Here is a 22,612-nt window from a genome sequence, read left to right on the forward strand (position 1 = left end):
TTCACCGCTTGCCTGTTTTATCGTTCATTTTCAACTCATGAAGGGTTTCGGTAAAGCCTTTGATTACCTGTTCAAAGTCCTGCTTCAACCCATCCAGCTCTTTAATTCGTTCATTAAGTTCGTTTAACTTCTGTCCTGCAGTTTCAATCGTTTTTTCCAATTGCTTAATGCCTGTCCTATCCTTATCGAATAAAAGGACTATATCCTTTATTTCCACTAACGAAAAACCATACTTCTTACCGCGCATTATGATTTTGAGCTGTGCATATTCTTTCTTTCCATAAACTCTTTTTCCCGTTTCGGTACGCATTGGCCTAAGCATACCCAGTTCCTCATAATAACGGAGGGTCCTTGTCGTCAATTCGAATTCTTTTGCTAAATCAGAAATGGTGTACATGTTAAAACCACACTTTGCAAAGGGATTATTTACCTTTATTCTAACATTAACGTTAACGTAAACTTCAATGAAATATTCACAAAATTTATAATATATGAAACTGCCTGATAGATTTATATTGATATACTATAGGTATATTCTTTTTATAGAAGGGAATGATCGATCAATGCTATGTTCAAAAATATTAGTTGCTTATGATGAATCTGAGTTGGCACTTAAGTCTTTAGAAAAAGCGATTGAATTAGCGAAGCTGGATCCCGCTATCGAAATCCAGGTGCTTCACGCTGTTACACTGCCAATCAAGCCAAATATATATGGCAATGCTTTTCAGGAAATTGAAGAATCCATGCTTAAGTATGGCAAGGAAGTGATTAAAAAAGCGGAAGCACTTTTATCCGAAATCCCGAATGCATCCCAAACATTTGTCGTAGAAGGTTCAGCCATCACGACTTTATTGGAACATGCAAAATCCGAGAATTGTGACCTTATTATCATGGGCAGCCGCGGATTGAGCGGCTTCAAGGAATTCCTGGGCAGCGTGAGCCACTATATCGTTCAACATTCTCCAGTTCCAGTCTTGTTGGTCAAATGAAATTTACGGCAGATATGGCCAGCCCCTTCATAAGCTGGGTTCCCCTTTGGAATCCAGCTTATTTATGCGTGCATGAACTCCAAACTTATCATGTTTTACAAACACTTCCGTTTACGGGTAAAATGAAACTAATTTCAAACGAGGATAACAGGTGACGCAATGGATATTAAACATTTGCAATACTTTATAGAGGTTGCCAATTTCAATAGCTTCACTCGGGCTGCCGATCATTTATTCATTACACAGCCGACCATCAGCAAGATGATTAAAAACCTGGAAACCGAGCTAGGTGTTGAGCTTTTTGATCGTTCACGTAAGCAACTGATCTTGACCGATGCAGGCAGGGTTGTCTTAGACCAGGCAAAATTGATCGATAAGGCCTTTCACAATTTAGAAACGGAAATGGACAATTTATTAGGTTTAAAAAAGGGACATATACGCATCGGGCTGCCGCCGATCATCGACGCTTCTTTCTTCCCCCGAATTCTTAGCCGTTTTCACCTGGACTATCCCAATATCACCTTTCAATTAGTAGAGGATGGTTCAAAGAAAATAGAAGAATCCGTCCAAAATGATTTAATCGATATAGGCGTAATAGTCCTGCCAACCAACAACGCGCTTTTTCACCATTTTGCTTTTTTGGAAGAAGACATCAACTTGATAGTTCATCCCTCCCATCCCCTTGCTTGTGGGGAAGAAATTGATTTGGCCGACTTGGAAAATGAATCTTTCATCTTATTCAATAAAGATTACGTCCTTCGAGATCTCATCATTTCATCCTGTAATGAAGCTGGTTTTACTCCACATATCGTAACTGAAAGCTCACGCTGGGATTTCATTGAGGAAATGGTTTACTGTAAACTTGGCGTTGCTTTGTTACCGGAAAGCTTATGCCGTCATGATGAACGCGTAAAGACAATCAAGGTTAGAAACCCCTCCATTAGCTGGAATTTAGGATTTATATGGAGTAAGGACCATTACCTTTCATACGCTGCAAAAGAATGGCTGAAATATACTAGGGAAGCATTGTCCCATAAGTAGTGGATTATCCAGCAAGATTGATGAAAGCACTATCATAGATTTGGGTTATGCACGTGATAACATCTAACCATTTTACAATGAGTTACGGCGGGGTTAGACTAGTATGAGTAAAAAGCACGTTAAATGCTGATTGATTCCATATGTTCTAAAAAGGAGATATTCATGATCACTTTATCTAATGTCGATGAGTTACAGGCATCAGAAGCAGCTCTGGAGAAAATTAAATATTCTTACCCCGAACTATTTAATAAACTGCTCCATGTCGTTGCCTTAACACGGGCTCTCCAATTTAAATATCAATTTATGGGCACATTAATCATGGATGAAAACCCTAACGAATACACCCCTGAATTCGTTATGCCCTCCGTTATCGAATTATATATTGAGGAAGTTCAAAAGTTAAAGGATGATCCGAATATCCAGGCATTACTTCAGACCTTCTCCCAAAGTAAAAATATTGGATATGCAAAAATCAGTATGCTTGTGCTCGGTAAAAGCCCTGAATCGCTTTTAGGCGCTTCATGCATCAAATGACGCCCCCTGATATGCCCCCCAAAAAAAAACCTCCCATAAGGAAGGTTTTTTTCTTTAATTAAAGCACCTTACTCAAAAAGGCTTTAGTTCTTTCCTGCTGGGGATTATTAAAAATCTCACTAGGAATATTTTCTTCAATAATATAACCTTCGTCCATGAAGATCACGCGATCTCCAACTTCTTTTGCAAACCCCATCTCATGGGTCACAACTACCATGGTCATGCCTTCCTTGGCCAGTTGCTTCATGACCTCAAGGACTTCACCGACCATTTCCGGATCCAGGGCGGAAGTCGGCTCGTCGAATAGCATGATTTTGGGTTCCATCGCCAACGCCCTGGCAATTGCGACGCGTTGCTTTTGTCCACCTGATAATGAATCCGGATATGCGTTCGCTTTCTCTGCAAGTCCCACTTTCTTAAGCAGTTCCATCCCTCTTTGGGAAGCCTGCTCTTTGGATATCTTGCGGACCTTTATAGGCGCCAGCATTATATTCTCAAGAACAGTCTTATGCGGAAATAAGTTAAAATGCTGAAATACCATGCCAACTTCCGTCCGGACTTTATTGATATTGACCTTCTTGTCTGTCGTATCAAGCCCTTCAATGAAAATATGGCCCCCCGTTATCGTTTCAAGTTGATTGATGCACCTGAGAAAAGTGGATTTACCCGACCCAGAAGGACCAATCACCACGACTACTTCCCGAGGGGAAACGATTGCATTGATATTTTTCAATACATCATTTTCGCCAAATGACTTCTTTAGATTCTCCACCTTTATCATTCTGTTTTCAACCTTCTTTCGAGTCTATTTAATACGAAACTTAAAATGAGGGTCAGGAATAGATAGATGAAGGCACAAGCCAAGTATGGCTCCCACACTTTAAAGTACTGGCTCCCCATCGCTTTCCCCCAGTACATTAATTCCGGGGCAGCAATGACACAAAGCAGGGATGAATCCTTCAATAATACGATGAATTCATTTCCTAACGGAGGAATCATTCGTTTGAAAGCTTGTGGCAATACAATATGTATCATTGTTTGGGCATGGGTCATCCCTAATGAACGCGCCCCTTCCATTTGCCCTTTATCGATGGATTGAATGCCCGCCCGGAATATTTCTGCGATATACGCGGCTGCATTTAACGATAAAGCAATGACTCCGGCGGTTACTGCATTCGTTTCCCCGGTAAAAAAGGGCACGATTCCAAAATGGATTAAAAAGATTTGAACTAAAAGCGGTGTTCCGCGAAAAACCGTGACATAACCGTAAAATGGAAAGGCAAGCACTTTGTTTTTCATGATTTTCCCTAAACCGATCAATAACCCCAAAAAAGTTCCGATCAGGATGGAGGAAACCGAAAGCCCAATAGTAAGCAATGTCCCTTTTAATAAGAAAGGAGCATACTCAAAAATAATATCCCAGCGAAAACTCATTTCGTTCCCCTCCTAAAGGCCAAAAAAACTGCGTAACTTCATACGTAAAGTTACGCAATCTTTTACTATCCATTTGTTTTATTGTTGTGCTTTCAACGTTTCAATATCTGGGTCAGTACCAAACCACTCTTTATAAATTTCTGCATATTTCCCATTTTCATAAATGGCATTCACGGCTTTATCGAACTCCGATTTCAATTCACTGCCTTTTGGGAACATAAGACCATAAAACTCCTCATTGAAACTTTTGCTGTCTTCAACGACTTTCAGTTTTTGATCGGGGTTATTTTTTACATATTCTTCAACAACCGTATTATCAGCGACGACAGCCGATGCTCCGCCCTTCAGTAATTCCTGAATGGCCAGGTTATTATTTTCGAATTTTTTGATATCCTTATGATTCTTTCCAAGGAGTTTCTCTACCGCTTCCTGTCCAGTAGTACCGGTCTGAACGGCAATGACGTTACCTTTCAATTCATCTCCGGATTTTATATCACTATCCTCAGGAACGAGAATTTTGTTTGTGGATAAGAAATACGGAACCGAGAAGTCATAAGATTGTTTTCTTTCGTCATTCACTGTAATCGCAGATATGGCGACATCCGCTCTCTTACCTTCGATTTCAACAAAAATCGGATCCCAACCGACACTTTCCAATTTAACTTCATATCCCGCTTCTTTTGCAACGGCATTGATGAAATCAACATCGAATCCTACAATCTTATCGCCTTCAAGATATTCAAATGGAGCATAGTTTGCGTCAGTCACGATCCTGAGTGTTTTCCCATTTGACTCTTCTTCTTTACCAGTTGTCGAGACTTCCTTATCCTTCCCGCATCCTGTCATGACTAGTAACAAAGAAGCAACCATGGCAAACACTAAAAAAGAAACCTTTTTCAAAATAATCCCCTCTTCTCTCTCGTAAACTCTCATTTTTAAAAAAAACAGATAAATCTAACTTTAGAGAACTTTCAGTTTATTCTTTTAAGAATATTATACGTTTATTTGTTTTTTTATGCAATAAAAAGTCGATAAATAACTTTAGTAAAATAAAATTTCAATCAATTAACTCGGTAAATTAAAAACGCAACTGTGCTCTAATAGGGAAAGAGGCAACTTTCTCCCCTTCACTCGAGTTAATGGATATTATATTGAAAACAGATAGTGCCACCGTTCAAAAGATTTAAGGAACAAAAAAAGCAGCGGCCATATTAGCGGCCGCTGCTCAAATGATTATTATGGTACTTCCGTATTCCCCTCTTCAATATCCAACATATCCAACAGGAAGATGAATATCGGTATTCCGATGATCAATCCCCATATCCCAAGGAAATGCTCGGAAAACAATAGGATGATGAAGGTGAAAAATGTTGGAAGATTCGTTTTTGCCGACATGAATTTCGGATTTAAAATATAGCTTTCAATTGCATGGATCACAACAATCATGATTAATACAGCAATCACTTTGGGCATGCCGCCGATGCTATAGGCAATCATGCTAAGCGGGATGAGGGAGATGATGACCCCTGCAACCGGAATCAAACCAAGGAAGAAAATCATGATCCCTAGACCAAGCAACTGCGGGAAGCCAAGAATCCATAAGAAAGTTACGGATAGGACAGCATTCGTAATGGCTATCAAGAACTGGACCTCGATCACCTTCCCGAATGAATTGATGAATTTGACGCCAAAGTGGCTTAAGTTTATAAAGAAAGACTTGAATTTGGCGCGCTTGAATTTAGAAGTGAAGCGAATGATTTTATCTTTTTCCAATAAGAAAAATAGACTAAGTAACATGGAAATGAAAATTTGAAATGCCAGTTTACCGAAATCGGATATATAAAGATAGAGTGTATTCATCTGTTTTTGAAGATCGAGCGGCGATTCCAGCTCGTTCATTATATTAATAGCATATTGAATGACCCTGCTATCTGGTGGATGTTGAAAGAAGAAAACGATCTGTGTCACTAATTCCGTGAATTGTAGCGTAATGACCGGTAGATATTTATAAAGTACGATGGCTAAACAAGAAATTACGACTGCATATAAAAAGCTTATGACAACCTTAGAGTTGATATGCACCACTTTATTCAGCCGAATCATGATAAATTGCTCCAGCCTTCCCATCAGGAAAGTGAAAACAAATGTGAATAACACGATATTAACCATACTGCCGATGCTTATTAAAAAGAGAACTAACACAATTAATGTAATTAACCTTGAAAAACCTTCGCTTTGCAAATACTCTTTTACCACTTACCTATCTCCTAACTACCATTCTGCCGTGATAATTCCATCTACCTTTCATTTTACACGGAATTGAGGAATTCTACTACAATTACCTTCCAATGACAACAAAATTATTTGAATGATCAGTATGACCCAGGATAGAGACGTAGTTAAGACCTTTTTCGGAAATTCGACCATTACTTTGACAGCCATTTCTGCATGAAAAAACATCTGACAAATCGGCAGATGCCAGACCTTGGACAAACTCAATGAAAATCGAGTATGTCTAAGGTTTTTTATTGGTTTGTACTATTTGGACGTTGATTTCCGCTCCAGGCACTCGCTTTCCGCGGGCGGTCGGGGAGCCTCCTCGGCTTGCGCCTGTGGGGTCTCCCCTAGACACGCTTTCCCCGCAGGAGTCTCGTACCTTTCACTTCAATCAACTCTGTTCTTAAATTTAGAACGAACCTACCTATGGAGTTGAAGGTGTTGTTTTGGGGCAAATGATTCGGGAACTTCTTTTTGATGAAAGGTACGTTACGTTTTCCGACCCCCATTTGCCTCCGCTTTGGCTTGTACGATTCGAACGTTGATTTATGCTCCAGGCACTCGCTGCGGGCAGTCGCGGAGCCTCCCCTAGACGCAATTTTCTAAGCAGGAGTCTCGTACCTTCCGCTCCAATCAACTCTGTATAAAATACAGATAGAACCATACCTTTGGAATTGAAGGTGTTGCTTTGGATCAATAGGTCCGGAACTTCAACTTTGATGAAAGAGATGTTTTCCAGGCCCCCTTCTATCTTCAAACAAAAGCTGAGGCTATGGCCTCAGCTTTTGTTATGGCTGTACAATTTGGGCGTTGGTTTCCACTCCAGGCACTCACTTTCCATGAGCGGTCGTGGAGCCTCATCGGCTTGAGCCTGCAGGGTCCTCCCCTAAACGCGCTTTTCTAAGCAGGAGTTCTCGTACCTTCCTCCTTTTTGAAACTCAGCATCAGCCAAATGGACAGATGCTAATCTTCATCCTTCACATCGATATCTTCGGGGATGGGTTCGTTATAATAATCCGCTAAATCCTTCTTATATTTCTCCATCTGTTCAAGATGCATATTAAACTGATCTTTAAAAATCAAATGCTGCTCACCATCATGAACGGTGCGAATTTTATTTTGAACGATTAAACTTTCTATATAAGATTCCGGCATCGATAGATATTCCGCAGTCTCTTTTACTGTCAAGTACATGCCTTCACCCCTTTTCCCCTCTAACTATACTAGATATGAGGCATTATTTGAAGCGCTTGATTTTTAACTGAAAACCCCTTACATGCCAAGGAAAGGACGATACCCGATTCAGGGTATTGTCATGCAACCTCACGAGATTAATCAATTTCCTGGAACATTTTAGATAAAACAACTTACAATCCCTTCCATTAACATGTAAGATAATGTTAGCAATATATCCATAGATTAAGAGGAGTGGACAAAAATGACCTTCTTTTATGTCATTCTTGCGGCAATTTTTGCTGTTTTACTTGTCAATTTCGTTAAAGGGCTAAGTGAACCGGCTAAAATGGAACGCTATCAAAATGAATTCCGTAAATACCGTGAAGAAACTTTAGATCTTCATGCAACTGAAGTCGTTTCAGAAGCATTGATAGAAAAGCTTAATAAAGCACTTGATTTCGATTATATGGAAAAGGTCAATACTGAATTCCGCCTGAAGCATCCACGGTACTCACAGTTAAAGGTCAATCAGGCCTGGCGTGAATTGAAACGCTATTTGATTATGGCAGCAGTGTTTGGAAAAGTTGAAATGTTTAATTCAGTCATCGATGAGTTATGGCATATCATGCTGAACTATAGTCAGGAATATGATGAGTTTTGCCAGGTTTTCATCGGTAGGACCATTCAGCACCATCCTCATTCAAAACCTGTTTTCAAACCCGATGAGCGCACTCTTTTTGACTTTTACTATGTACAGCTATTTACGGTGGACTCCTATTCCATTCAAAAATGGGGCAAATTTTTCAAACATGATAAAGGGCTAACACTTCTCCGTGATTTTGAAACGTTGGAGCTGGAGCAGTTAAAAGAGAAATATATGCGGAAACCGACCAGTATACAGGCGGAACGGACCTTTGAAGCTTTCAGTTCCCAATTTAAAGAAAATCGCCCCATGACAGAATTGAATTGGCGGAAAACGTACGATCAGACTGACTACGCAGCTCCTGCCTATTTCACTTATGCAAGCACCGATGATTTTGACAGCGAATTTAAAGATATATTCGGGAATGAACCGAACACAGTTTCCTCCGGATCGGGCCATGCCGATCATGGTGGCCATACCGGTTCCCATGACAGCAGTTCTGATTCCTCTTCCAGCTGTTCTTCATGCAGTTCTTGTTCGTCTTGAGCTTTTCGCTTGGAGAAATCCAAGCGTTTTTGTATACACAAGCATTAGATGAACTGATTGATCGTGCTTAGTTTTTCACTCAATTTTAAAGGAGTTACAACTGATATGGATGATAATGAGATTCAAAATTCAAGCCAGTTTTTGTATATGCAAATTTGGAAAGTAAAAAAAAATTAGTGCAAGGTTTAACTGAGGATCGAGTGAAATTAATTCAGGAACTGGAAAAATAAGGAAATGTCCTATCACCATTTTTATTTACAAACTAATATAGATCAGCGGGAAATAGAAATTCATGATCGGCAAGAAGAAATTAATAAAATAGAAGTAGAGAAAGAGAGCTTTTAAGTGCTCTCGATTTTACAGGCAAAAGGGGTTCGGAATTAATAAATTCCGAACCCCTTTGAATTTTCGTCCAAGGTTTTGAACTTGGATATCTGACGCAGTCCATTTCCTTCATCATTAATTCCACCGATTGAACCAATTCTTGATTCTTTGTTTATTTTTCTCAAGAACCTCCTTCGATGTCCGGTTGTCTTTTTGTTTTTTCCATTCAAAGAAAGATGCAATTCCGATAAGCAGCCCTCCGCCGATGATTAAATACAGCCACCATGGCATCTCGCCCCACATCGAATTGGTATTCATATAGACATTGAATAAAATCGTCCCAGTTCCAGCGATGAAATAGGATTTGTATTTCATCATGAATCCAAAGAGCATTGCTGCCAATGACACGGTTCCGATAATGAGGGCATCATATAAGGTGTTTCCTGCCATTGCATCAATGATCAGGGCTAAAAACAAAAGGAAAACAATGCCGCTTTCGATATATTGTGTGATTTTGCCTTTAACAAATATTTTCCTCAGCAGAGTGGTGCTGACAATGAACAGCGGCAGAATATTCACCTCCTCCTCAAATACAGGAGGGATCGTGAGCTGATCGACAATGACCCAATACGGATATAGGCTGAACAAAATCGCTGCTGCCATCTGGGATTTTCTTTCCAACATGCCTGTCGTCGTGCTTCTCATCAAAATGAAATAGGCCGGAATCAGAAGTGCCGCGATGATTTCCAAAATGAAATGTGTCGGTCCCCCTGTCAAAACATCCATGTTCATGGCAATAAGAAACAGCAGACCATAGACTCTGTAAAAATCCAATTGAAGTCCTGCCCCACCTTTATCAAGCAAGCCTTTAAAGTATTTCTTGCTTAGCAAGACCATTATGGCCGTACATCCAAAAAAGACTGCCGTTCCAACGAAAGGCTGTAATGTGTCCGCGTACATGATGATGATCCAATACGGATACAAACTGAGAACTCCCGTCAGCCAAACGTAGATGCCCTTTTCTTTTACACCCTTTGAGAAACTTCCAATCAAGATGAAGTAAACCGTGATCAAGAGCGAGACGAAAACCTGAAGTAATTGGCTTGATGTTTCAGTTGCTAGGATTCCCCTATTCATGGCCAGTAAAAACAGCAGGCCATATATCCTGTATGCATCGAAGGTAATTCCTGTTTCTTCCTTTTTGATTAAACCATCGAAATAACGCCAGCTTAAAAGCAGCATCCCTGACATACAGCCAAAAAGGAATAGCAATCCCATTACAACAGATAAGCTGTCGGCATAGCCAACTATGATCAGGAAGGGATACAGACTGACTAGTGCAGCAATATTGGAATAGATTTTCCTTTCTAGCTTTTCCGCTGTCAAGCTTCTCAGGAAAATGAAATAAGCGGTTAACAGCAGCGATACAAAGACTTGGAGTAACTGATGTTTAATATCATTAAAAACCTCTGCATTCATATCGATCAAAAAGAATAAACCATAAATCCTGAAAGGATCAAAGTTGATGATGCCTGATCCGTTTTTCTTGAGTAATCCGCTGGAATACAGCCTGCTTAACAACAACATTCCTGCCATACAGCCAAAAAGAACAGCCAAACTCATGACGATTGGAAGTGTATGGGCATAATCTATGATATTGATGAACGGGAAAAGGCCGATGATGGCCGCTATTCCCGAGTAAATGCTTTTTTCTTTCTTATAGATTGTGATTCTTCCTATCAGGATGAAGTAGCTAGGCAACAGCAGGGAAACAAAAATCCCCAAAATCACAGAATCTGAGTCACTCGTAAACACTTCCAGATTCAGAGTACACAGATATAGCAAGCCAAAAATCCGATAATGATCAATGACTCTCTTCGTTCCCTCTTGGTTGAGCAATCCTTTGAAAAGGCGTCTGCTAGCCATCAACATCACAACCATACATACAAGCAATACGATAAACGCCATAACCAGCGGCAATGTATTTACATACAAATTATAGAAGATGAACGCCAGGCTTAGAGGAGCGGCAACAAAGTTCCGCCAGTTCCTTTGCATGAGCAGATACCAGGCAAACAAGAGCTGTACAGTCATCACTCCTACCCAGACTAACTCGTGGTTAAGTGGAAAGTCCCGGATCGCCGTTTCCAAAATGGATATGCTTATCCCTAAATGAATGAATGGAATAAGGTAATACTCCATGATGCCTTTCCAATTCTTATTGGATAACCCCCACAGAATGGTTATGAGTCCTGCTGTAATCATCATGCATATTGATGTAATGAATACTATTTGCTCGATGTTTACCACAAATAAATGGACCTGTAGGAAAAGGGTCGAAAACCCTAGGTAAGTAAAAACGTATTTTTCCCATTTCACATGTGCCCTTAAAGCACTCAAAATATAAATCAAGAGTTGTGCAACATATAGGAACGGAGAACTTTCCGTATGGATGATGAGCAAATAGCCAACGGGAATCGCCAGTAAATTGGCAAGGTGACTCGTATATTGGAAGTACAATTTCCCATTTTTTGAATATTTCCCAAGCCATTCTCCTAAAAGGAAAAAGACGATAGGACCTAGGAGCACAAACGCAATCTTCAGCACCATTGAACCAAAATCAAAAACATCGTAGAGTGAGGCATATAGTCCGGCACTTGTTATCACGACAGGCACCCAGAATATTTGCTTCCGATGTATATGGACGGACCAGCCGTTCATTGCAGTAGCTATGGCCATTACTCCGCTTGCCTCCAAAGGATTCATTGAATCGAAGGGAATCGATATCAAGGAAAGGAAGGAAAGAATCTGTCCGCTATATGCAAAAACAGGGAAGAATGTAAGGTATCCCTTTTTAAATGTGTAAGCTGCACAGAGGGAAATCAGTGAAACCCCGATTAAATAGACACTGAGCGGGATATTTGATTGGACCCACCCTCCGCTTTCCAGCAAATATGGATAGAAAGCAACCAAAGCAAGTATGAAAGTGATTGGAAATCCGTATATGGCGTTTTCCTTCATATGCTTTGATTCGTCTTTTATATAGGTGATGAAGAAAAGCCCAGAGATCATGGCGAGCTCCGCACTAACAGCAAGCCAAGCCATTTCGCTCAATTTACTGGTCAGTATCACTAGCATGATCATTGGGGAGATAAGTAAGATACTCTTCCTAAACAGGCTGTACCTTGGGTGACGGTTATATAGATATACTCCAAGATATTGAATGACCTGAACAACAAATAACAGATTTAAAATGGTAGAAAAAGAGATTGGCAAGGCAAAGAAAAGATATAGGAACGCTAAGTCGAAAACAACAACAGCCGGGTACGTGAAGCTTGAATTTCCCGAATGAAGGGAAACATAAGCAAGCTGTGCGGATACTAACATGAGCGCGATGAATATTTGCGCATAGTTATCCTGGTACACCATCGCGTTACTATATAAGAAAACGATCCCGCTCTCAATCAAACTGGTAATCATGAAGTTCTTCGAAAGGTTAGTCCTTGTGGCTTTAGCCAGATATTTCGATAGCATAGTAAAAATGATTGGAACAAGTGCAAATGCGGTGATCATGTACTCACTTAAAAACGAGTTATAAACAAGATGGATATATCCATACGTGAAAACGGCGCTAAAAGCCATTTCATAATATTTTTTTTGGAATTTGACCGAAAAAATCAAAAACAAAACAGAAAAGACCATCAACGTTAGCGAATACACCAAGTTACTTGAAAATAACGTCAGGATCACAAAGGCTTCCACTATGAGCTTAAACTGGATGAATTGAAAAATATATGGTTTGAATAACGTTAAGGCTTTTTGATTTTTCAATTGCTCCATATTCCATACTAGTATTAAATTAAGAATGCCAATCGCCAAAAACATCCACTCGATAGTCGGCGTCACAAAAGCCAATCCGAAATAGCAGGTAATGGCAAAAGTGAATATTGAAATGAAAATGAATATTTTCGACTTGAAGTAGTCAGCAATCCTACAATAAATGGCTAAGCAAAGTAATCCCCCAAGAAACCCCAGAAGCCCCCGCCCATCACCATTAAGGGAAAGGTACTCTCCAAAAATCCGATAATATGAAGCTGATAATATCGTAATCGGAATGAACAGCCCCGCTAGCGTCAGGAATGCAAAAGCGGTTTGTTTAATTTTCAACTTCGACGCGATGAAGGCCATCCCTGCAAAAATGACGGAAACCATTCCAATGAAGAGAACTTTCAGGACCGCATTCAGATCCCCCCATGAAGTGGTTGCTAAAATCAACCCGCCAAACAGAAGCAATATGACCCCAGTGAGCAGGATGACAGAAATATTCCGTTCCCTGATTTGTTCAGGTGTTTTCTTCGGCTTTGCCGGCTTTACCGGTTTCTCCCGCTTGATGGCCTGCTTTTGAATAACCGATTTCCTATCATTGATCTCCTTGACAGGTTCAAGGCTCTCCTCGAAACCAGATTCAGCAGGCGCTTCATTCAATCCACTGGATTCCCGTAATGGGAATGAAGATTCTTCGATCAGGCTATCCTGAATCCTCTTATCGGCACTTTCACCGATTGTCGTTTCAGTTCCATGGGTGGATTTCTTCTTTTCTTGCTCTAAGCGCTTTTGTTTATGGAGGGCTAATTGGAAATGCCGATTGTAAGCCCTGCTAATCCGGATATATTCTGATTTAGGGATGAGCCGCCTTTCCCATAAAACATCCAGCTCTTCTTGGAAAATACGCTTCCTTCTTTCCAATGTCATTTCTTCGTTTGAAGAGTCATTCATTCCAAGCTTCCCCTTCCTTCAAATAGACCTTCTATCATCTTATGTATAATCTCTTTTCGATAATAACAAAGTTTTTCCATTTTTAAAATATTTAGGATAATGCACCAAGGGTGTTCCTGCTGACTCAAAAAAAAGAATGACTTCCATTGAAGCCATTCAACATCCTTATATTGATTTTCCTTTATCCTCGCTCCTGATGATGAATAAATAAACGATCATCGAAATGAAAATCGAGGCGGCTGCCGTGATATAGATGCTCCTATATCCGAAGAGGAAGCCAATCTGCCCGAACACGATGGCACCTATCCCCACGCCAAGATCGAAAAATGAAAAGTAAGTGGCATTCGCCATCGCCTTCCGATTGGGTGCCGTCTTTTCAATCGACCATGCCTGCAGCGCCGGCTGAACAGAACCGAATCCAAATCCATAAAGCACTGCCGCAATGTAAAGTACTGCTTCACTCGGCATCCATGCAAGCAGCAGCATTCCAGCCATGATGAGTACCGTTGAAGGGACGAATACGGCTCGATGTCCCCTTCTGTCATATAGTCGGCCCGCGAATAATCTCGTGACCATAAGGGCCATTGCATATACTAAAAAGTACCACTGAATTCCATCTACACCTTTTTCCGCTGTATACAGGGGAAGGAAGGTTGCAATTCCACCAAATGTAACGGAGATGAAGAAAATGAGCAAAGATGGCTGAAGGGCACTTTTTTCATAAATATCAAACCTTTTGGCTCTGACAGCCGCCGAAGGATCACTTTCCACTTTTTGATACCGAATAAGTGATGCTGCAATGATGGCAAGCAATCCTAATAAAGAGCAGATTAAAAACAACTCTTGAAACGGAAGTACCGTAACTAGGAAAAGGCCCAATGATGGCCCGAATGCCAGTGCTAAGTTACCCGATAATCCGTAATACCCCATCCCCTCACCCCGCCGTTTCGCAGGGATTATATCGGAAGCAATCGTTCCTGAAGCCGTTGAAGAAAATCCCCAGCCGACGCCCTGTACAATCCGCATCATGAATAACAAGCCGATGCCCCCCATGAAACCGAAGGAACCCACTGACAATGCAAAAATGGCTAACCCGGCAAGAAAAACGATGCGCCTTCCTTTCGTCTCCAATAATCTTCCGGCAATTGGCCGGACAAGCAAGGCCGAAAAAGTGAAGATTCCAAGGACAGCCCCCACAAGACGGTCATCACCGCCAAGCTGTTCCACAAACAACGGGAGGGTCGGCATCGTCATTTGAAAACCCATGAAGATGCACATATTTGCCATACAGATCATGATGAAATCACGTGTCCAGATTTTATCAGTCCCTCTTACCCGTTCATCCACTAAGGTTTCCCTCATATTCCTTCACCTTCTAATTATAATAGTCATTGCCAGTTTACTAAAATTGGTTAAAATAAGCGAATGATTTATTTCGTGTACCTAAATATATATATATATAAATAAAAGCCCAATATGACATAGGGCTCCCCCTTTAACATTCATGATCATTTCCGTCCACTTACCTTCCGTATGCAAACCAATAATTTAGGTTCTCCATGCTGTAATGCATTAAACCATTGCCTCTATTCATCCGTAACGGCTCTTAGCTGAAACGCATCCCTCAAGCATAATGGATTTTCCATACATTCAAATTTTCATAAAACATCCCCTGAAACAACCATTCTGCAAGTGAAGAATGGTTCTATACCCTATCTTATTGTTTCCATTTCTTTCATCTGCCCGCCCGAACGAGTTTCTGTTCTTTTCTTCGCCGTTTATCTTGAAACATTTTTTGATCCGCTTCCATGAATAAGCTATCCATATTCCCTTTGGAATGCGAACGGTAAGCATGCCCGAATGACATACTGATGTGAGGGCCTTTGTTTAGGGAGTTTTGCAAAAGGATTTCTTCCATTAATAATTCACTCGCTTGCTTCTGTCAATCAGAAGCACGGCGAACTCATCTCCTCCCACTCTCGCTACAACAGCGATTTCCGAAAAAATCCGTTTTAATAGATTTGCCGCTGCTTTAATCAATTCATCTCCTTTCTTATGGCCATGCGTATCATTCATAAATTTCAGTTCATCTAAATCACACAATATCATGGCAACGGGAGTGTCAAAAACCAGATTGGATTTTGCAGCTATATTATCTAAAAACTGTCGATTATGAATGTTCGTTAAAGGGTCATGGGACATTTGATACTCAATATCCTGTATGAATTTCACTCTTTCATCGATATTGCGAATGATTCCTTGAACGGCTACCAATTGCTCTTTTTCATATATGGGTGTAGCATATTCCTCGAACCACAAAAAATCACCCTCGATAGTTCTCCAGCGTTGAATGACCGGCTTAGTATAATCTATCCCACCATATATCTTTTCATTTAGGAGCTCAAAATCATCAGGATGAATCCTTTCGAAAGGAGAGGAAGGGTCATTGTATGCTTCTTCCAAGACGCCTTGACCTAAAAGTGAATTGATGGATGGACTTAGATACCTGAACTTGGAACTTGGATTCGATTCGTAGCAGTAGATAATATCCTTAGAACTTTCCACTATATTAAAAACCTTTTTTTGCACTTCGAAGCCTTTTTTAAGATAATCCTTTTCCCTTTTCTTGCGAGCAAAGATCATACTCTTAAATATATCCAATGACCATTTATTGAATTTCATTATACAGCCCCCATACTTTTGAAGTCGTTTCCTTAAAACCCCATCCTTAGATTTGAGGGCGGACTTACACTCATTACTCTTAACATAATTATCCTTTCTATATTATAATTCCAAAAACATCTAAAAGGAAAAACTATAAATGTTTTTCCTTATCTCCTTAAGAAAAGGGGATGCATAACTGAAAAAAGCCGATCCCAATTGGATCGGCTTTTCATGCTTCACGACTATTTCGTTATCTCGATTTTCCCATTATTCGTTTCCAATTTAACTAGATTTTCACCTTTGCCAATGACAGTATCGCCCTCATACTTACCAAGGATATCCACTCTCCCATTGTCAACATGAACATCGAAAGTTGTATTCGTCGGTTCATTCTCCGTTTTGATCATGATTTTACCATTATTACTTTCGAGTTCGATTTCCCTATCCAAGTCTTTCGTGACTAATGTGATTTTACCGTTATTCGAAGAACCAATTAGCTTTCCCTCCACATTATTAAGCTCTACTTTTCCATTAGCAGATTTCACTTCAACTTTTTCGGTTATTATATCATTTAATTCTACCCGGCCATTTTGAGATTTCACATTTAGATTTTCACTTTTCAATCCTGTTATTTGCAATTTTCCATTATCGGATTCGGCGACAAAGGATTTATAAGATTCATCAGGCACATACACCTTTAAATGTAAGGATTGAATATGAAAACCAAAGCTAAACGTACGTCGATCCTTTAATTGTACCGAAAGCTTCTTCCCTTCCACATCTGCAGTGAAATCCAACTTGGAAACATCCATCCCCTTTGAAACCAACTCTATCCTGGTCTCCTTTTCCCTCGTTGGCACGATCTCTACAACTGCATTGTCAGCGTCGATCTGAATGTCCGTCACGATTTCCGAAATCGTTTTTTCCTCTGTAGTCGTTTCCTTATTCGTCATTTGGGAAAACGTAAACAGACTTCCTATTACCCCGATCAATAACAATACAAGTGCAATGATCGATAATTTTTTTACATTAATCATTTTTCAAACCGCCTTTCACAAGGGAAGCGTTAAATTTTAAATAGCGAATGAATCCTTTAGTTAAAGCACTCGTAGCGACAAACATTCCCATGGCAATGAAAATGCCAATCCCGCATAGTCCCAATGCGAAGAAAAGATCGAATAATTGAAAGTTACCTAACACAAGGTTAAACAGAGCGCCAAGCGGAGCAAGAATGAACGCTATCGCCGAAACCCACCCTGCAATGACAACTCCGATCAAGGCTATAAATGGTCCCAAAACGATCACTAAATTAAAGAACCCCAAACCAATGACTGCCCAAACTGCCCGCATAACATTACCTGCAGAAGTCGTTTGTTCAACCTGACCAAGATGATAGGTTGCCATCAGTTCCTTGGAAATCTGTTTAGGATTCCCAAGGGATTTGGAGATTTCCTGCTCTGACTTCCCTTCTTCCATTCCAATTTCGAAATACTCTTCGTAATCTTGAAGGATATCTTCCCGTTCCTCTAAGGAAAGTCTGGTTAAAGAGGCATTCAATTGTTTTAAAAATTGTTCTTTATTCATTGGTTCACACCTTCCTTGATTAATTGGTTGACCCCATTGGAAAATTCATTCCATTCCATCAGCAGTTCTTGAAGGTATCTCCGTCCTTTTTCTGTTAATGTATAATATTTGCGCGGAGGCCCTTCTGTTGATTCTTGCAAATATGTCGTAAAATACTCTTCCTTCGTCAATCGTCTTAAAAGTGGATATACCGACCCTTCCGATATTTCAATTTGATCCGAAATCTTCTGTACAAGTTCATACCCATAGCGATCCTGCTTATCCAGTAACACCAGAACACACAGTTCCAGGACACCTTTCTTAAATTGTACATTCATAGCACCTTCACTCCTTCCAAAAGTTTTTCAGTATAGTTCAATAAACAGTACTGAACACCGAACAATACATCTTATGTAAATAATTTACCACATGGTACTGTTCATTGCAAGGTACTATAAATATTTTTATGTCTTACACGCATTCCAATAAGGAAGAAAATTAGCATTATATTCAAAGCTGCAGGAGAATACGATGTATAATAGTAAAATGTGGAAGGAGGAGTTACTTTGGCCAATAAAGCAATAACAAAGAAGCAATTCGATTTTCTTGAACATGAATTTAATTACCTTGAAAAGGAAGGAGTCATCTCCCGGCAAGAGAAAGTGAGGATGTTAGGTTCCTATGATGTAAAAGGCAATTTGAACTTCATCACGATTCTATTATCCATTGGGGCACTTCTTTTAGGTTTAGGCGTATTGACCTTCGTAGCCAGCAACTGGATCTATTTAAGTAAAGCGGTTAAATTACTGCTTATCATTGCATGCCTATTCGGAGTGAACTTTGCTGGCGTGAAGGTGCAGGCACGCTTTCCCAAAACGGCACGAAGTCTGCATTATGCAGGTATCCTGATCTTTGGTGCAGGGATATTTCTAGTCGAGCAGATGTTTAACATTAGCATCAATTTCAACAATTCCTTTTTATTATGGGCGATTGGAACGGTATTCATTGGATACTATTTGAAGGATGCTTTCATCCTCCTTTTTACATCTTTCCTGCTTTTCATTTATTTGAACGGAAGTATATTCGTTGATGAAACATCTTATCCGCTTGCCATTCTTGTGTTTCTACCGGTTTTATACATTCTGTTAAAGAAATTCGATTACCCTAATTATCTGACCTTTTTCATTAACGCTTTAGCCATCAATACAATTGCCTTATTTCTTATGGAATTCGTGCCGAAACTAGGGTTTGAAAATTCGAATACGATTGTCCTTTCCATCTTGTTTGTACTGGGTATCGTGCTTGCCTATATTCCGGTAAGAGCCAAATTACAAAACATCACACACATACAAGGGCATATCTTACATGGTTTAACCGCACTCTTCCTTACCTTTGATTTTTCAATCTGGTTTCCTATAGCTTATTTCGTTTTTCTGCTTTATCTGATTCTAAAAGGCAGTTTGACCAGCATCGTGATAATATGTGCACTGATTTTCAGATATTACATCTACTCCTTTGACTTCCTGCCAAAATCGCTTACATTCATCATCGGTGGAATCATGCTCATCGGTTTTGGCTTCTTCTTTGAAAACCAACGAAAAAAAGGAGGGGAACTCAATGAGTAATCCATCATTCCGGCCACTCATCATATTTTCCATTCCAGTCTTGATTTTGTTAATCTTGGCGTTTCCCCCGGTCTGGACAACAATGACAGGAGATGTAATCAAAATCAAAACAGCCCCGGTCGACCCGACTGATTTGTTTAGGGGAAGCTATGTGGCTTTGAAATACGAAATTGAATCAGTAAAGCCGTCGCAAGTCGATGACTCGATTAAAACCGAGTTCAATACAAGGAATATGGGTGATTATAAAAAGGTATATGTACGTTTAAAACAAAATAAGGATGGACTATATGTTGTCGATTACGTAACGAAAGAAAAACCCGGCGAAGGCGTGTACCTAAAAGGGGAATTGGAAGTCCCTTATGACCTGCAAAATGCTAAAACCATTCAGATCAGATACGGTCTGGACAATTATTTCGCATCCGAAGAAAAGGCAAAGGAAATGGAGAAGGAAGCATTGGCCAATCCTTCAGTGGCCGTCGTAAAAGTTCGTAATGGCCATGTTGTTTTAACCGATATCATCATTGAATGAATGGCCCCCGGATATGACTAGCAAAAAGAGCATCGGTTTTTCGATGCTCTTTTGTTTTCTGGACTATTATCATGTGAATTCAGATTGTTACTTAATGACCCGTTTTGCCCCTATATATTTTTCTTTCCAATATTCATCACTCATTTTGACCACTTTGACCCCTTTGGTGGTGGTCCCGACAAATGTGCCATTTCCATAATAGATTCCTACAAAAGAGACCTGCCCTTTCTTCCCTGTCGCATAGAAGACCAAATCGCCCGCTTTCAAATCTTTTTGCTTCACGGCCTTTCCGGTTTTATACTGGTCCGCACTCGTTCTTGGAATCTTCATTTCTGTGGCCGCATTTTTATATACATATTGGGTAAGACCGCTAGCATCAAACCCTTTAGGGGTCGTCCCCCCATATTTATATTTGCTTCCCACCTGCTTCTTTGCCAAAGCGGCAACTTCATCACCATAATTGATAGAGGCTGAAGCATTAGCCGGACTGAATATGAATGCCGTCAATAATGCCCCGACTAAAACTATGGCTGCAAACCATTTTGAAACTGGTAAACGATAACTCATCCTTTTTCCTCCCCAAACTGAAAATGAACCACAATTTTAAATGTATGTTGATTTTCGGTTTTTAGACCAAATCATTTTCGGCGATCGTCATCCCTGCAAAAAAAATAACCAGATAACGCCGTTGTCTAGCTAATACGGTGCTATCTGGTATACTCTACTTTTCAGTAGCTGAAAGAATAGTGTTCATTACTTAGGTTCCTCGTATTGTCGTGCATTTTCACTGTCACTTAAACCTTTAGTTGTATGATCGACCACACCGCCGATCCCAAAGAATGTAAGCGCTATGAAGTTAATGATGCCTAAAGCGCCGTTCAAGGCATCATCAGAAATGGTAAAGCCTATAGGAGTAATGAAATTGTTTATGAACGCGGCAACCATCTGCACCAATATTAAAAGCCCAGGAAGGAGTACAGTGAATATAAACGTAGGGTTCTTAAGACGCACTTTCCAGTTGATCATTGCTTTTCCCCCTCTCTATCCTATTAAGTCCGCTTCATGAAGATTGTCGCGGACCTGCTATATTTTATGCGGCTTGTCCTTCTTACGTTCAAAAATTCCATTATCATCTATTACTCTAGTATCCACATAAACATAAAAAAGCCCATCAGAGGATGGACCTTCAAAGTAGTTTTTAAAAACACTAGAGAGCGCCTCACTTTAACAAGTAAGTAACAGCTTCCTCGAGCTCTATATACTCCTCGGCGTGCCATTTCATTCCTGCCTTTAGAAAATAAGCTTCTGCCTCTAAAGGTAAATGGGTAGTCACCGTCCGCAAACCTTTTCTCTCAATTTCCCCCGGAATGGATACCTGCGGCAAGTCCTCTGCCAGCCAATATCGTTTATACTGCTGAGCCAATTTGTCTTTTTCGAACTTTCCTGCCATTTGTCCCCGGTTTATAAATATCAGGTAATCGGCAAGTTTACGGATATCCTCCATTTGATGAGTGGAAATGAAAATCGTCTTATCTTCCCTTTCCATCCACTCAGTCAAAAAATCCGTATACTTCCGTTTTGAGACAATATCCATATGTGCTGTCGGTTCATCCAGAATCAATAGTTGGGCATTTTTGGACAAAGTCAGGGACGCTAGTAACTTCTGTTGATTACCCTGTGATAATTTTCCGTACTTCTTATTCATGGGTATGTCGAAGGTATCCACCATATTCCCAAACCAATTATCATCCCAATTCGGATACCATTTAGAGAATAAGACCTTTAATTCATTTCCCGTAAATGAGTCACAGCCCATCAAAGTTTGAGGCTGGTAAGCAATTTGCTTTTTCCAACTTTCATCATCCTGGTTTGTATTACTTCCAAAAACGATAACCTCACCCATATCTTGTCTCGCCAGCTGCATGATCGTTTTCAGCAGTGTACTTTTACCTGCACCATTATTACCGACCAAAGCCGTAACCGTACCCGATTCAAGCTTAAGGTTAATCGGTCCTAACAAAAAATCCTCGATTTTCTTTTCAACGGAAAGTACCTCAAGTGATGCCGTCATCAACCTTTCCCTCCCTTTTTTATTTTAAGCTCTTCGATCAGTTCTGCAAAAATCGTCTCGATTTCTTCAAATGTATAATTTTGTTGAAGCGCTGATTCAATGCTTTTCTCCATCGCTTGCTGGACGGATTTGATTTTCACACTTCGGATGAGACTTTCCTCCACTTTTGCAACGAAGGTCCCTTTTCCCTGGATGGTAGTGATGAATCCTTCCAGTTCCAAATCCTGATAGGCTCTCCTGGTGGTAATTGCACTGATTTCCAAATCCTTCGATAGCGTTCTTATTGACGGCAAAGGGGCACCTGGAGCCAGTTGCCCACTTGCTATCATGGCTTGAATCTGACCAGCTATCTGATGATAAATGGGGACTCTTGATTCTTTTGATAAATGAACCGGTAGCTCCACTTTCCTTTTCCTCCCC

At 40.2% G+C, this 22,612-nt stretch carries 22 protein-coding genes; 6 read left to right on the plus strand and 16 right to left on the minus strand.

From position 1 onward, the window contains the following. Nucleotide 1 precedes the first annotated feature (1 nt). Entirely contained in the window at nucleotides 2–397 is a 396-nt protein-coding gene (locus tag A6755_RS23380; protein WP_034305406.1) for a MerR family transcriptional regulator, read from the minus strand. A gap of 166 nt (nucleotides 398–563) precedes the next feature. Between A6755_RS23380 and A6755_RS23385 the strand changes: the two genes are divergently transcribed. The 3 genes from A6755_RS23385 (at nucleotide 564) to A6755_RS23395 (ending at nucleotide 2,564) form a co-directional block, all read left to right on the plus strand. Continuing rightward, the gene (locus A6755_RS23385) at nucleotides 564–989 is read left to right on the plus strand and encodes a universal stress protein (RefSeq protein ID WP_048685474.1); all 426 of its coding nucleotides are present in this window, start codon (nucleotides 564–566) and stop codon (nucleotides 987–989) included. 159 nt (nucleotides 990–1,148) lie between these two features. Continuing rightward, nucleotides 1,149–2,030 (plus strand): cidABC operon transcriptional activator CidR, encoded by an 882-nt coding sequence (gene cidR / locus A6755_RS23390; RefSeq protein ID WP_063592117.1) that lies wholly within the window; start codon nucleotides 1,149–1,151, stop codon nucleotides 2,028–2,030. A gap of 162 nt (nucleotides 2,031–2,192) precedes the next feature. Next, nucleotides 2,193–2,564, plus strand: coding sequence for a hypothetical protein (locus tag A6755_RS23395; protein ID WP_063592118.1), 372 nt, complete (start codon nucleotides 2,193–2,195; stop codon nucleotides 2,562–2,564). 58 nt (nucleotides 2,565–2,622) lie between these two features. On the opposite strand, the gene A6755_RS23400 is transcribed toward A6755_RS23395, so the two are convergent. From A6755_RS23400 to A6755_RS23420, 5 genes are all read right to left on the minus strand, one after another. Further along, nucleotides 2,623–3,345 carry an amino acid ABC transporter ATP-binding protein gene (locus A6755_RS23400; protein ID WP_048685484.1) on the minus strand — a complete coding sequence of 241 codons (723 nt, stop codon included), beginning with the start codon at nucleotides 3,343–3,345 and terminating at the stop codon, nucleotides 2,623–2,625. Next, nucleotides 3,342–3,998, minus strand: coding sequence for an amino acid ABC transporter permease (locus A6755_RS23405; RefSeq protein ID WP_063592119.1), 657 nt, complete (start codon nucleotides 3,996–3,998; stop codon nucleotides 3,342–3,344). Before A6755_RS23405 ends, A6755_RS23400 begins: the two co-directional genes overlap by 4 nt. Nucleotides 3,999–4,076: 78 nt before the next feature. Next, nucleotides 4,077–4,898, minus strand: a complete 822-nt coding sequence (locus tag A6755_RS23410) for a basic amino acid ABC transporter substrate-binding protein (protein ID WP_034305421.1) — start codon at nucleotides 4,896–4,898, stop codon at nucleotides 4,077–4,079. 336 nt (nucleotides 4,899–5,234) lie between these two features. Next, nucleotides 5,235–6,254, minus strand: coding sequence for an AI-2E family transporter (locus A6755_RS23415; RefSeq protein WP_063592120.1), 1,020 nt, complete (start codon nucleotides 6,252–6,254; stop codon nucleotides 5,235–5,237). 984 nt (nucleotides 6,255–7,238) lie between these two features. Next, nucleotides 7,239–7,469: an excisionase family DNA-binding protein gene (locus A6755_RS23420; protein WP_048687214.1), complete on the minus strand. Its 231-nt coding sequence runs from the start codon at nucleotides 7,467–7,469 to the stop codon at nucleotides 7,239–7,241. Nucleotides 7,470–7,713: 244 nt separating this feature from the next. Here A6755_RS23420 and A6755_RS23425 point away from each other — a divergent pair, with 244 nt between their 5' ends. After that, nucleotides 7,714–8,640, plus strand: a complete 927-nt coding sequence (locus A6755_RS23425) for a glycine-rich domain-containing protein (protein WP_063592121.1) — start codon at nucleotides 7,714–7,716, stop codon at nucleotides 8,638–8,640. A 459-nt stretch (nucleotides 8,641–9,099) separates the two neighbouring features. On the opposite strand, the gene A6755_RS23430 is transcribed toward A6755_RS23425, so the two are convergent. The 6 genes from A6755_RS23430 to A6755_RS23460 all read right to left on the minus strand — a co-directional run bounded on the left by A6755_RS23430 (nucleotide 9,100) and on the right by A6755_RS23460 (nucleotide 18,305). After that, complete coding sequence (locus tag A6755_RS23430) at nucleotides 9,100–13,740, minus strand: hypothetical protein (protein ID WP_063592122.1); 4,641 nt, start codon at nucleotides 13,738–13,740, stop codon at nucleotides 9,100–9,102. 165 nt (nucleotides 13,741–13,905) lie between these two features. Next, nucleotides 13,906–15,102: an MFS transporter gene (locus tag A6755_RS23435; protein WP_063592123.1), complete on the minus strand. Its 1,197-nt coding sequence runs from the start codon at nucleotides 15,100–15,102 to the stop codon at nucleotides 13,906–13,908. Nucleotides 15,103–15,657: 555 nt separating this feature from the next. Continuing rightward, nucleotides 15,658–16,422, minus strand: a complete 765-nt coding sequence (locus A6755_RS23445; RefSeq protein WP_063592125.1) for a sensor domain-containing diguanylate cyclase — start codon at nucleotides 16,420–16,422, stop codon at nucleotides 15,658–15,660. Between the two features lie 224 nt (nucleotides 16,423–16,646). Then, entirely contained in the window at nucleotides 16,647–17,441 is a 795-nt protein-coding gene (locus A6755_RS23450; RefSeq protein ID WP_063592126.1) for a DUF4097 family beta strand repeat-containing protein, read from the minus strand. Beyond that, a complete protein-coding gene (locus A6755_RS23455; RefSeq protein WP_034305443.1) occupies nucleotides 17,434–17,988 on the minus strand; it encodes an HAAS signaling domain-containing protein in 555 nt (184 codons plus the stop codon). Before A6755_RS23455 ends, A6755_RS23450 begins: the two co-directional genes overlap by 8 nt. Next, nucleotides 17,985–18,305 (minus strand): PadR family transcriptional regulator, encoded by a 321-nt coding sequence (locus tag A6755_RS23460; protein WP_034305446.1) that lies wholly within the window; start codon nucleotides 18,303–18,305, stop codon nucleotides 17,985–17,987. Before A6755_RS23460 ends, A6755_RS23455 begins: the two co-directional genes overlap by 4 nt. Before the next feature lie 228 nt (nucleotides 18,306–18,533). Between A6755_RS23460 and A6755_RS23465 the strand changes: the two genes are divergently transcribed. Next, the gene (locus tag A6755_RS23465) at nucleotides 18,534–19,592 is read left to right on the plus strand and encodes a DUF2157 domain-containing protein (protein WP_063592127.1); all 1,059 of its coding nucleotides are present in this window, start codon (nucleotides 18,534–18,536) and stop codon (nucleotides 19,590–19,592) included. Further along, the gene (locus A6755_RS23470; RefSeq protein ID WP_063592128.1) at nucleotides 19,585–20,121 is read left to right on the plus strand and encodes a GDYXXLXY domain-containing protein; all 537 of its coding nucleotides are present in this window, start codon (nucleotides 19,585–19,587) and stop codon (nucleotides 20,119–20,121) included. Before A6755_RS23465 ends, A6755_RS23470 begins: the two co-directional genes overlap by 8 nt. An 87-nt stretch (nucleotides 20,122–20,208) precedes the next feature. On the opposite strand, the gene A6755_RS23475 is transcribed toward A6755_RS23470, so the two are convergent. The 4 genes from A6755_RS23475 to A6755_RS23490 form a co-directional block, all read right to left on the minus strand. Continuing rightward, nucleotides 20,209–20,688: a C40 family peptidase gene (locus tag A6755_RS23475; protein WP_034305456.1), complete on the minus strand. Its 480-nt coding sequence runs from the start codon at nucleotides 20,686–20,688 to the stop codon at nucleotides 20,209–20,211. Between the two features lie 186 nt (nucleotides 20,689–20,874). Continuing rightward, a complete protein-coding gene (locus tag A6755_RS23480; protein WP_063592129.1) occupies nucleotides 20,875–21,147 on the minus strand; it encodes a phage holin in 273 nt (90 codons plus the stop codon). A gap of 193 nt (nucleotides 21,148–21,340) precedes the next feature. Then, the gene (locus A6755_RS23485) at nucleotides 21,341–22,192 is read right to left on the minus strand and encodes an ATP-binding cassette domain-containing protein (protein WP_063592130.1); all 852 of its coding nucleotides are present in this window, start codon (nucleotides 22,190–22,192) and stop codon (nucleotides 21,341–21,343) included. Next, nucleotides 22,192–22,596 carry a GntR family transcriptional regulator gene (locus A6755_RS23490; RefSeq protein WP_063592131.1) on the minus strand — a complete coding sequence of 135 codons (405 nt, stop codon included), beginning with the start codon at nucleotides 22,594–22,596 and terminating at the stop codon, nucleotides 22,192–22,194. Before A6755_RS23490 ends, A6755_RS23485 begins: the two co-directional genes overlap by 1 nt. Between the last annotated feature and the right edge of the window lie 16 nt (nucleotides 22,597–22,612).

The organism is Peribacillus frigoritolerans (assembly GCF_001636405.1).
Classification (GTDB): Bacteria; Bacillota; Bacilli; order Bacillales; family DSM-1321; genus Peribacillus; species Peribacillus frigoritolerans.

Bases quoted from the DNA above. Each gene is read 5' to 3' on its own strand.
- A6755_RS23380 (WP_034305406.1), bottom strand. From the start codon at position 397: ATGTACACCATTTCTGATTTAGCAAAAGAATTCGAATTGACGACAAGG.
- A6755_RS23385 (WP_048685474.1), top strand. From the start codon at position 564: ATGCTATGTTCAAAAATATTAGTTGCTTATGATGAATCTGAGTTGGCA.
- cidR (WP_063592117.1), top strand. From the start codon at position 1,149: ATGGATATTAAACATTTGCAATACTTTATAGAGGTTGCCAATTTCAAT.
- A6755_RS23395 (WP_063592118.1), top strand. From the start codon at position 2,193: ATGATCACTTTATCTAATGTCGATGAGTTACAGGCATCAGAAGCAGCT.
- A6755_RS23400 (WP_048685484.1), bottom strand. From the start codon at position 3,345: ATGATAAAGGTGGAGAATCTAAAGAAGTCATTTGGCGAAAATGATGTA.
- A6755_RS23405 (WP_063592119.1), bottom strand. From the start codon at position 3,998: ATGAGTTTTCGCTGGGATATTATTTTTGAGTATGCTCCTTTCTTATTA.
- A6755_RS23420 (WP_048687214.1), bottom strand. From the start codon at position 7,469: ATGTACTTGACAGTAAAAGAGACTGCGGAATATCTATCGATGCCGGAA.
- A6755_RS23425 (WP_063592121.1), top strand. From the start codon at position 7,714: ATGACCTTCTTTTATGTCATTCTTGCGGCAATTTTTGCTGTTTTACTT.
- A6755_RS23430 (WP_063592122.1), bottom strand. From the start codon at position 13,740: ATGAATGACTCTTCAAACGAAGAAATGACATTGGAAAGAAGGAAGCGT.
- A6755_RS23435 (WP_063592123.1), bottom strand. From the start codon at position 15,102: ATGAGGGAAACCTTAGTGGATGAACGGGTAAGAGGGACTGATAAAATC.
- A6755_RS23445 (WP_063592125.1), bottom strand. From the start codon at position 16,422: ATGAAATTCAATAAATGGTCATTGGATATATTTAAGAGTATGATCTTT.
- A6755_RS23450 (WP_063592126.1), bottom strand. From the start codon at position 17,441: ATGATTAATGTAAAAAAATTATCGATCATTGCACTTGTATTGTTATTG.
- A6755_RS23455 (WP_034305443.1), bottom strand. From the start codon at position 17,988: ATGAATAAAGAACAATTTTTAAAACAATTGAATGCCTCTTTAACCAGA.
- A6755_RS23460 (WP_034305446.1), bottom strand. From the start codon at position 18,305: ATGAATGTACAATTTAAGAAAGGTGTCCTGGAACTGTGTGTTCTGGTG.
- A6755_RS23470 (WP_063592128.1), top strand. From the start codon at position 19,585: ATGAGTAATCCATCATTCCGGCCACTCATCATATTTTCCATTCCAGTC.
- A6755_RS23475 (WP_034305456.1), bottom strand. From the start codon at position 20,688: ATGAGTTATCGTTTACCAGTTTCAAAATGGTTTGCAGCCATAGTTTTA.
- A6755_RS23480 (WP_063592129.1), bottom strand. From the start codon at position 21,147: ATGATCAACTGGAAAGTGCGTCTTAAGAACCCTACGTTTATATTCACT.
- A6755_RS23485 (WP_063592130.1), bottom strand. From the start codon at position 22,192: ATGACGGCATCACTTGAGGTACTTTCCGTTGAAAAGAAAATCGAGGAT.